The organism is Micromonospora sp. NPDC049081 (genome assembly GCF_040648835.1).
In the GTDB taxonomy this organism is placed as follows: domain Bacteria; phylum Actinomycetota; class Actinomycetes; order Mycobacteriales; family Micromonosporaceae; genus Micromonospora; species Micromonospora antibiotica.
In genome coordinates this window covers 67,625-77,554 of sequence record NZ_JBEZEK010000026.1, presented here as the reverse complement: position 1 = coordinate 77,554, position 9,930 = coordinate 67,625, and the positions used below count along the sequence as shown (strand labels likewise).

Below are 9,930 nucleotides of genomic sequence, written 5' to 3'. Positions count from 1 at the left end.
CTCTCGGGGGTAGGGCTTGGGCACAGCAACATCCTTCCAGCCCGCCCGCAGGGCAAGCCATCTCAGATGTCACCTATCGGTGCAGCAGACCCGCAACCGACTCAGCGGTTGGCGCGTGGCTCTCGCGAAGGCAGTCCGGCCATGCTGACCCGCTGACCGGCTGCCGTATGGGTTGCGTCATGCTCGTGAACAGCATCCGCCACCAACGTCTATCCGCTTGCCAAGCCGTTGTACGCGGTGTCGCGACATCGTCAACGTCCAGTCAAGCGGTGACTTTCAGCGGTCGCTTCCGTATCGTACGGACGTTCGACAGGGTAGGTGTGAGGGAGGTGATTCGGTGGCGGACCACAGTCCCATCGAGTGGACAGAGGCGACGTGGAACCCCACCACCGGGTGCGATCGCGTTTCCCGGGGCTGCGACAACTGCTACGCCCTCACTCTGTCGAAGCGGCTGAAGGCTATGGGGTCAGCCAAGTACCAGACCGACGGTGATCCGCGCACCTCCGGGCCGGGCTTCGGGGTCGCGGTGCACGAGGACGCCCTGGAAGTCCCCCGCCGCTGGCGCGATCCCCGGATCGTATTCGTGAACTCGATGTCGGATCTCTTCCACGCTCGCGTACCGCTGCCCTTCGTGCAGCGGGTGTTCGAGGTGATGCGCGAAACGCCGCAGCATACCTACCAGCTGCTCACTAAACGAGCAGGCAGGCTGGCGAAGGTGGCCCCGCAGCTGGACTGGGCACCGAACATCTGGATGGGCGTCAGCGTGGAGGGCCCCACAGAACTATCCCGCGTGGACGACTTGCGGCGGGTGCCGGCCGCTGTCCGCTTCATCTCCGCAGAGCCCCTGCTCGGCCCGTTAACTGACTTGAACTTGAACGGCATCGACTGGCTCATCGCTGGAGGCGAGTCCGGACCCGTTCACCGACCAGTGGACCCGCTGTGGGTCCGGCAGCTGCGGGATCGGTGCGGCGAGGCGGGGACCGCCTTCTTCTTCAAACAGTGGGGGGGCCGCACACCGAAGGCTGGCGGCCGTGAGCTAGACGGGCGCGAACACTCGGCCATGCCCAAGCGCATATCCGCTGGCACCCCACTGAAGGCGTGACCGCCGTAGTCGCTTCGCACAGTCGGCCATCGGTCGATGGGTTCCGTCAACGACGTTGCGATGAGACACTGACGCCTGACTGTCGGTAGCCAGGGGGTGCGGATGCCGGTCAATGGTGAGGTGCCGTGGGAATGCGCCCCACACACGGGTGCCAAGCACGACATCTACCAGCGCTACCTTGAGCGTTGGTTTCCCATCCTCCTCGCCGGCTCCAACGCCTATCCCTCGGTCACCTACGCCGAGGGCTTCGCCGGCCCAGGGATCTACAAGGGCGACGAGCCGGGGTCGCCAGTCATAGCAATGCGGGCGCTGGTCAACAAGGTGCCAAAGACAAAGGGTGTCGCCCGCTTCGCCTTTGTCGACGACGACCAACGCTGCGTCGAGATGCTCCGGGTGACCCTGACGAAGGCATTCCCCGAACGGCCGCGCACCGATGCAGCCATGCCCGTAAAGATCGTTAAGGGTACCTGCGCCTCCCATCTGGAGGTCACCCTCGACGAGATGCGCGCCTGGGGGCAACCGATCTTCGCCAACCTCGACTCCTGGGGTAACGCGCCAGTGCCATATCGCCTCCTTCGGCGCCTGGCCACGAATGTCTCCAGCGAGGTCATCGTCACCCTATTCCCGCAGCACTTCGTACGCTTCGTCAGCGACCTCGGCGAAGCTGGCGATGCGGTGTTCGGCGGCAACCCCGCCTGGCGATCCGTGGCAGACCTGGCGCCAGGAGCGAAGAGCCGGCACATTCTCACCTGCTACCGGCAAGCACTGCACGCAGCAGGCTTTCACTACCTGTTGGACTTCGAGCTGATCCCCAGGAAGGGGCAGCCGCTCTATTTGATCTTCGGCACCGGCCATCGTCTCGGCGTGCAGAAGATGAAGGACAGCCTCTGGGAGGTCGACCGCACCCAAGGCGTCGGCTTCCGCGACCCCCGCGACGAACAGGCCGAGACGCTGTTCGACGTCAACGAACCACAACTCGGACCGCTGACCCGACTACTCACCCAACAGCTTCAACGCAGCGGACCCGTCCGCGTCGAAGACCTGCGACACTTCGCCCTGCTGGAAACGGTGTACCGACCGGAACACGTGATCACGGCGCTGAAACCCCTGATGGACCACGGTGCACTCAACATCGAAGGCGGCGGCACGCTACGGCGTACCTCCATAATCTCCCTAGCCCCAGCCTCAGCCGTCTAGTGCGCCGCCCCACCCAGCGAAGGCGGAGACCTTGGCTGAGGATTCGCCAGGGTGAGCGCGGCCGAGAGCTGTAGGGGGTGATGGCGGCATCACTGGTCAATCTGTCCGTGTCCGGCGTCTTCCGATCGTGAGTCACATCATCGACGATCCCAGCTTGACCGTTCGACGCTTGAACGGAATCGGTCCGCCTTCTAGGTGATATAGCGCCAGCGTATTGAGGTCGTGGCGCTCGAGGGATCCGGTTGCCTCGACGACACCGTTCGCCGCGTCCGACGTAAGGGTGATGATCATCTCGGCGTCGGCGGATACGACGAGGCCGGGGCTGCGGGTGGCGAAGATGTACTGCCGGCTGCCTCGCAGGTCACGAAGCTTCGCCACGAGGTATTCCTCGATCCATGGGGCGTGGAGTGCGTCCTCGGGCTGGTCGATGATCAGGGGGTCGTTGCCATCGGCGAGGGCGATGATGAGGATGGCAGTGCACTTCTGGCCATGCGCGAGCCGCTCGATTGCCACATACCCGTCGTTGGCGTGTTTGCGGAACTCGACGGAGAGGCCGTCGTGCAGGTCGAGGGTCTGCATCCGCAGGAATTCCTCGATGGCGCCCTTCTCCCGCACGTGCTCGAACAGCGTCTCGACGTGTCTGCGCTCGGCACCCGTGGCGGCACACACGCCGTCGACGTCGTCGGCGAGGAAGGAGCGGACCAGCTTAACCGGGGTCGACTCTTTGCAGATCAGCTGGAGGACCGGCCCGCGTAGCCGCGAGCCCTTGGCGATGGCCGTCAGGTCGGTCAGGTAGGCGGAGTCGTCGTTTTCGGGGAGCATCTTGATCCGGACGATGCCGCCCATCAGCTTGTTGAGCGCCTTGATTCGGTCCTCACGCCGTCGCCGCCGTGCTTTGCGGGCCTCGATGAGTTCGGTGATTAGCTCTTCCCGGTACGACGTGGCTGCGGCTAGGCTCGGCAGGAACTCATCGTTGAGTTGAGTCTGCTGCGCGTCGAGTTTCGCCTTCTCTGTCTGAAGTTCGACGAGCCGCGTACGCAGCGCGGCGAGGCCTCTGTTGTCTATATCGATACGGCTGACCGCTTCTGCGAGTTCAGCGTCGAACTGCCGGTACCGCTCGATCCACACCTGCCGAATATCGGCCAGTTCCTTGTTCACCACCAGCAGAACCTGCGCCAACTGCGCGTTCGTCTCCTCAATCGCGTCGCGCAATTGTGCGTATGTCGCCTGTGCTCGCTGATAGAGGTCCTGGTTTTCGGCGATGGCGGCCGAGACCCGAAACCTCTCCCCGCTGTCCGTCCGGGCGATGACCTTTAGTTCCGGGATGCCGACCAAGGGCTCGAAGAGTGCCTTCTCCGCACTCCACTTCGACTGCATCTTGATGGTCTCGCCGTCGAACAAGCCGGACAGCTCATCTAGCCGCTTTTCAACTTCCGGAAGGGTTTCCAGCCTCGTGCGAGTTTGGGTGATCTTGTTTTCGAGTGAGCTGATGAGCCCTGCGTTTTCGTTGAGCCGGGTTACCGCTTCAGATTCACGCATCTCGAACTCGGTGAGATCAAGCGCGGCGTCAATGAGCGCCATCCGGCCGACCGGCGTCCGGGCGTACTCGATTACCTCGCTCTGGGAGAACCCGGTGATCGCGATCCGGCCGGACAGGCCGGTTAGCTGCTCGGTATCCCCGATGAACTCGGGTTGGGTGGAGCCGTCTTCAAAGTACGCGCGGCGTACGAGGCACCGCGCGTGGCCGCGAGTGAGCACGACCTCGACTGTGGAGCCCGAGGTGAGCGCGTACTTCAGGCGGGACTCGACCTCCTTGCGGACCTGCGGGAAGTCTCCGGCGTCGGTCTGCTGGTCGAGAGCGAACCGCACCAGCTCGATGAGCAGCGACTTACCCGCTCCGGTCCCGCCGAGGAGGCAGTTCAGGTCGTACGAGAACCGGAACTGCTGACCGTCGAGGAACCCGCCAGTCACGGTCACTGACTCGATTACCGTGTGCTCCGGCGCCATTGGTTCTTCCAGGCTGACACGCAGGGCCGGATCCGCCAGTGCGTGCCGAAGCCCGCAAAGGTCTGGGCGTGACGCCTTAATCCAGGTACGGCGGTGGCCGATGCCGTGCAAGACGTGGGTGCTGGCGCCGGGTGCGGTGGTGTCGGAACTACGGATGACCGCGAGCTCGCGCCGGCCGACGAGCCGGGCCTTGATTCTCTCTGCCTCAGTGATGTCGACGATCTCGACCGCGCCGATGGCGTCGTCGAGCAGCGTCTGGCTGATGCGGTCGGCCACGGCGAGACGAAGAAGGCCCTTCTCTCGATCGGCGTGTGCCGGGATCGCCAGTCCGCCACGGGTGGTGATGACCTTGGCCGCCTCGGTGAAGCCTTTCTCCAGGGCCTTATGCAGTTCACCGTGGTCGGGGCGGAGAACACCGAGCTCGACGAGCACGTCCTCCAGGTGCTGTGCCGGGGTGCCCTCTTCCCAGATGGCGAGGAGATGGCCTTCGGCTGTACTGAGCTCCAGGCCAGGCAGCACCACGAGCGGAGTGCCGCAAGCGGCCTCGGCCATCCGGTCGCACCAGTCAGCGGTGTTGTGGTCGGTGACGGCGATCGCGTGCAGTCCGGCAGCGATCGCCGCGTCGACGATCTGACGAGGCTCGCTAGCGCCGTAGGTACGGACGTCGACATCGCGTGAGGCTGGAGTGTGCACGTGAAGATCGACAGCCCAGAACCGCGCGGGACCGTGTCTTGTGGTCGCCAGCGATGCCGGCCGGCTATCCACCGTTGCTGACGTCAAGGCGCTCGCTCCAAGTGATCATTCGCTGTGGTCTCAGCATCCGGGTCGACACTGTAACGGCCAGTGAACCAAGAAGAGGTGCGACACCCGCTCATACGTACGAATAAGCGCCAGGGGATGGAGCCCCGCCAAGCCATCTGGCTTGATCAGCCGTCTGACCCGCTGGCGAATCCCGGCGTAACGAGATGGTGGCCTCGTACGAGGTGTCAAGCCCCGGGTTTGATGGAGAGTTGGTTAGCTGGTTTTCAGTGGTGCGGTGACGGGCTGGGTCATCGCGTGTAGGGCTTCGTGTTCGGCGGGTGGGACGTGTCCGAGTTCGCCGTGGAGCCGGCGGTTGTTGTACCAGTCGATGTACTCGACGGTGGTCATCTCCAGGTCGTCGAGTCCACGCCACGGGCCTCGGTTGCGGACGAGTTCGGCTTTGTAGAGCGAGTTGAACGCCTCGGCCATCGCGTTGTCGTACGAGTCGCCCTTGGACCCGACCGAGGCGACAGCGCCGGCCTCGGCGAGTCGCTGGCTGTAGCGAATCGCTCGATATTGGACTCCTCGGTCCGAGTGATGGACTAGTTTGCGCAGGTCAGCGCCATGATTCTCGCGGCGCCAGAGAGCCATCTTCAGCGCGTCGAGAGCCAGATCCGTGTACAACGACGTGGACACCTGCCAGCCGACGATCAGCCGGGAGTGCACGTCGAGGACGAACGCGGCGTACACCCAGCCCACGGCGGTGCGCACGTAGGTCAGATCGGCGACCCACAGCTGGTTCGGACGCACTGCGGTGAAGTCCCGTCTGACCCGGTCGCCCGGGCGGCCGGTCTCCGCCGCCGGTCGGGTCGTACGCGGTGACCTGTCGCGCAGCAGCCCGCGTAGCCCGGCCTGGCGCATCAGCCGCTCGACGGTGCACCGGGCCACCGGCACCCCTTGCCGGCGCAGCTCGTGCCAGACCTTGCGGGCTCCGTAGACGCCGTAGTTGGCCACGTGGATCTGCTCGATCATCGCGGTCAGCTCCTCGTCGCGCCTCGACCGTGCGCTGGCGGGGCGGGTCTTGGCGGCGTAGTAGGTCGACGGTGCGATCTGTGCCGGCGTGCCTCGCAGCGCCTGCAGGACCGGCTGGACACCGTGTTCGGCCTTCTGGGAGTCGACGAAGTCGACCCTCACCGCGACGGACGGTCCAACTCCGCCGCGAAGAAAGACGCCGCGGAGCGCAGGATCTGGTTCGCCCGGCGCAGCTCACGCACCTCCCGTTCCAGGGCGGCAAGGCGTTCGGCGTCGCTGCTGGTGGTACCCGGACGCTGGCCAGCGTCGGTCTCGGCCTGCTTCACTTGGGCTTCCTGCTCGCTGCGGCTGGATGCTTTCGTCAAGAGGAACCGACAGGTCAGCGGTACGACGATCATCGGACTGATCGCTGACAGAGCGGTTCTGAACTGCGGATTGACAGGCGGAGCCGCAGTGCCATCCGCGAGTAGGAATGCGTCGATGGGGAGACGGTTGACTCTTCGAAACATCGCGGGTGGTCAGGTGCCATCTCTGTCAGCAGCTCTGACAGCGCCCACTGTCAGAGGCCCGTCAGGCTGTGAGCGTTCTTGTCAGAGTACCGAGAGTAGCTGTCAGGCCGGCAGCCTCTGTCAGAACCACCGTCGCGGCGCGGTGACATCTGTCAGCGTGGGCTCCGCCATGACGGCGGACCTCTGACAGAAGTCGACCCCGGAAGACAGTGACAGCGCCACGACGACTGTCACGGGCTACGTCGACGAGTCGGAGGGCTGACAGCGCTGACCAACCGACGATCCCGCCGGTCCTGTTCCCTGAGCGGGCGGAAGCGGTGAGGCTTGGCTCCCTGCAAGAGGTAGCTCGGTCTATCCGACCGGTCAGGGCAGGCCGGACCGCGAGCCCAGCGGGCAAGTTGTAAGCCTCAGTGGCCAGCGTCTTTTGCATGTTCTGTGAGATCGCCGTGGCCTTGTGAGCCGCTGTCAGAGGGCTGTGAGGCCGGGAAGTGTTCGCCAGAGCTGACAGAGCCCGGTTTGGGGGTGTGAGCGCATCGCCTGGCACCGGGTTCCCGTAGCTCTGTCAAGGGTGGAGGGGCGGCCTGGTCGCCGCCGTCCGTCGGCATCACCTGCGACACGTCGCGCTGCGCGGATGCGTGGTAGCCGGCGACGACGGTCGTCGGCTGTAGCTACCGCCGTCGGGGGCCCACCAGGGCAGGATGGGCGGCAGGTCGGCCAAGGGCTCGCTGGGTCTCGGCGCGGCGGACCCGTCGTCGCCGTCCCAGCGGCGGCCGTACTGGTCCGGTAGGTCGCCCCAGCCCCGGTACGGAGTGGGCTGGGTGACCGCCAGGCCGAGTTCGTCGAGTGGGTCGATGCGGTTGCGGCCGACGGTGCACAGGTGGGCCCAGTCGTCGCCCATGTCGAACACGTAGGCGAACCGATCACCCGGGGCGAGTCGGCCCAGTTTGACCCTGTCGCTGTCCACCGCGCCATCCGGTGTGTCTTCCCACGTTCGGAAGGAGCAGACCGGGGTCTGGTCGGCCAGGGTGAACAGCCGTAGGTACGCGAGGTCCCAGCGGGCGAAGGCCAGGTCGATGGCCGTGCCCAGTTGCTCGAACGTGTGCGACCTAGCGGCGGCGAGGATCCGGCCCGGCCGGGGCCAGTAGTCCTCGCCCCGCCCGGAGACGAGTTCGACCCGGATCGACAACCACGTCCTGGCCACCGTTCACCTCCCGCTGCCGCCGCCGGCCGACCACGCTACCGCCGCGCCACGGCCCGTACACCAGGACACGCCTCGCACCGTTCGGACCCGGCGTCCTTCGTCGCCGGGTCTTTCACCATGCCACCGCGAGTTTCTTCATCAGGGAGATCGACCATGCGACCGCCACGACGAACCCGAACCGCTACGCCCGCCACCGGTGGGGCGTCCCGCTGTGAGGAGCGGCAGGCGTGGACCGCCGAGCGGATCCGCGCGCTGGGTCCGAGCACGGACCTCGCCACGGCCGCCGCCGTCCTGGGCATGTCCCGCTCGGCCGCCTACAAGCTGGCCCGCCGCGACGCGTTCCCCACGCCGCTGTACCGGGTCGGTACCCACTACCGGGTACCGACCGCGCCGATCCTGGCCATGCTGCACCTGCCGGATCCGGCAGGTCCCGGGCCGGACTCAGGGGACGCAGACAGCGTCGGGGGCCCGCCCTGACCCCTCCGCGCTGCCCTCCGGTCTCGCCGGGACCGGAGGGCGGACCCGCCGGCCACAGCGTCGACCCCGGCGACGGCCGGTGGCCGTCGATGACTTGATCGTCGCGGCGTGTCACGCGTGGATGTCGATCGACAAACCGATGCCGCACCACGAACCCGAGGAGCACCACGAGCTATGCCAGATGGGAGCATCTTCAAACGCTGCGGCTGCCGCCATCCCGATACCGGCAGGCCGCTGGGCAATGAGTGCCCGAAGCTGCGTCGCCCCAACCGGTCCTGGAGTTTCGAGCACGGTCACTGGACCTACCAGCTGGAACTGCCGCCGACCAGTGACGGTCGGCGTCGGCAGTTGCGCCGGTCCGGGCTGTCGACCCGCCGTGACGCCGCCGCCGAGTTGGACCACGCGCGGGCCCTGCTCGCCCTCGCGGTCCGGGACCGGGGCCGTCGTACCGAGATCGCCGACCTGTTGCAGAACTGTGTGCGGTCGGGCCGGCCGCTGCCCGAGGTGGACCGGATCCGGCAACGGCTGCGCGGTGACGGTTCGCTGGCTGACATGGTGACCGTCGGCGAGTACCTCACCGAGTGGCTCACCCACCTGACCGTCGATGACAACACCGCGTGTGGTTACGAGTCGCTCGTCCGGGTGCACCTGATTCCGCATCTCGGGGAGGTTCCGCTGGACCGGCTGCGTACCGGCCACATCAGGGCCATGTTCGCCGCGATCGAACGCCGCAACCAGGAGATCCGTGCGGCGAGGGCCAGCGGCGATCCTGACGTGCGCGCGTCGGTCGTTGGTGTCCGGACCACGGGCGCGTCGACCCGGCAGCGTATCCGCGCCTGCCTGCGTAAGGCGATCAATGACGCTCTCGCCGAGGAGGTGATCGTCGGTTCCAACCCGGCCGCGCTGGTCAAGGTTCCCGGTGACCGGCCGGTGCCGGTCGTGTGGGAGGCCGAACGCGTGGAGCGGTGGAGGGCCACCGGTCAGGTTCCCGGGCCGGTCATGGTGTGGACCGACGAGCAGATCGTCGCGTTCCTCGATCATGCCCGGGTGCACGCGCCCGACCTGTACCCGATGTGGCACCTCATGGCCTACCGTGGTCCTCGGCGTGGCGAGGCCTGTGGGCTGCTCGACGCCGAGGTCCGCCTCGACAGGCGTGAGCTGACGATCAACCAGCAGATCGCCACCCACGGCTACACCGCGGTGCGGAAGAAGCCCAAGAGCAGGGCGGGTAACCGGGACCTCGCCCTCGACGCCGAGACGGTCAGGGTTCTCGCCGCCTACCGGGCCCGCCGCGCCCAGTGGCGCCTGGCCGCCGGTGAGTCGTGGCCCGACACGGGCCTGTTCTTCGTCCGCCCCGACGGTCGGCCGTGGCATCCCAGCGGGGTCACCCAGCGGTTCCGTAGGCTCGTTCGCCAGGCCGGGCTACCGCCGACCCGTCTGCACGACCTGCGGCACAGCGCGGCCACCATCGCCCTGGCCGCCGGGGTGGACATCAAGGTCGTCTCCGAACAGCTCGGCCACTCCACCACCACCCTCACCCGCGACACGTACCAGAGCGTCACCAGGGAGATGCACCACGACGCCGCCGACGCCGTCGCGGAGAAGATCCGCCGGAACCGGCCCAGAACCGCCTGACCGCCCGCGTGCCGCCGTCGGCGGTCTGC

8 protein-coding genes are annotated in these 9,930 nt (G+C 66.6%); 4 read left to right on the top strand and 4 right to left on the bottom strand.

Annotation, left to right across the window (positions count from 1 at the left end; translation table 11 throughout):
• The first annotated feature begins 337 nt into the window (after nucleotides 1-337).
• The gene (locus AB0B63_RS27500) at nucleotides 338-1,102 is read left to right on the top strand and encodes a phage Gp37/Gp68 family protein (RefSeq protein WP_357023833.1); all 765 of its coding nucleotides are present in this window, start codon (nucleotides 338-340) and stop codon (nucleotides 1,100-1,102) included.
• A 102-nt stretch (nucleotides 1,103-1,204) separates the two neighbouring features.
• On the top strand, nucleotides 1,205-2,299 hold the full coding sequence (locus tag AB0B63_RS27495) for a three-Cys-motif partner protein TcmP (RefSeq protein WP_357023830.1): 1,095 nt from the start codon (nucleotides 1,205-1,207) through the stop codon (nucleotides 2,297-2,299).
• 132 nt (nucleotides 2,300-2,431) lie between these two features.
• Here AB0B63_RS27495 and AB0B63_RS27490 read toward each other — a convergent pair whose 3' ends face one another.
• The 4 genes from AB0B63_RS27490 to AB0B63_RS27475 form a co-directional block, all read right to left on the bottom strand.
• Nucleotides 2,432-4,999 carry a Nuclease sbcCD subunit C gene (locus AB0B63_RS27490; protein ID WP_357023827.1) on the bottom strand — a complete coding sequence of 856 codons (2,568 nt, stop codon included), beginning with the start codon at nucleotides 4,997-4,999 and terminating at the stop codon, nucleotides 2,432-2,434.
• Between the two features lie 321 nt (nucleotides 5,000-5,320).
• The gene (locus AB0B63_RS27485) at nucleotides 5,321-6,241 is read right to left on the bottom strand and encodes an IS3 family transposase (protein ID WP_357023824.1); all 921 of its coding nucleotides are present in this window, start codon (nucleotides 6,239-6,241) and stop codon (nucleotides 5,321-5,323) included.
• Nucleotides 6,238-6,477, bottom strand: a complete 240-nt coding sequence (locus tag AB0B63_RS27480; protein WP_357023821.1) for a hypothetical protein — start codon at nucleotides 6,475-6,477, stop codon at nucleotides 6,238-6,240. Before AB0B63_RS27480 ends, AB0B63_RS27485 begins: the two co-directional genes overlap by 4 nt.
• A 715-nt stretch (nucleotides 6,478-7,192) precedes the next feature.
• On the bottom strand, nucleotides 7,193-7,789 hold the full coding sequence (locus tag AB0B63_RS27475) for a hypothetical protein (protein WP_357023818.1): 597 nt from the start codon (nucleotides 7,787-7,789) through the stop codon (nucleotides 7,193-7,195).
• Nucleotides 7,790-7,942: 153 nt separating this feature from the next.
• Here AB0B63_RS27475 and AB0B63_RS27470 point away from each other — a divergent pair, with 153 nt between their 5' ends.
• Nucleotides 7,943-8,266, top strand: coding sequence for a helix-turn-helix domain-containing protein (locus tag AB0B63_RS27470; RefSeq protein WP_357023815.1), 324 nt, complete (start codon nucleotides 7,943-7,945; stop codon nucleotides 8,264-8,266).
• 174 nt (nucleotides 8,267-8,440) lie between these two features.
• On the top strand, nucleotides 8,441-9,901 hold the full coding sequence (locus tag AB0B63_RS27465) for a tyrosine-type recombinase/integrase (protein ID WP_357023812.1): 1,461 nt from the start codon (nucleotides 8,441-8,443) through the stop codon (nucleotides 9,899-9,901).
• Nucleotides 9,902-9,930 lie beyond the last annotated feature (29 nt).

Coding starts and splice junctions, on each gene's coding strand:
- AB0B63_RS27495 (WP_357023830.1), top strand. CDS start 1,205: ATGCCGGTCAATGGTGAGGTGCCGTGGGAATGCGCCCCACACACGGGT.
- AB0B63_RS27480 (WP_357023821.1), bottom strand. CDS start 6,477: ATGATCGTCGTACCGCTGACCTGTCGGTTCCTCTTGACGAAAGCATCC.
- AB0B63_RS27470 (WP_357023815.1), top strand. CDS start 7,943: ATGCGACCGCCACGACGAACCCGAACCGCTACGCCCGCCACCGGTGGG.
- AB0B63_RS27465 (WP_357023812.1), top strand. CDS start 8,441: ATGCCAGATGGGAGCATCTTCAAACGCTGCGGCTGCCGCCATCCCGAT.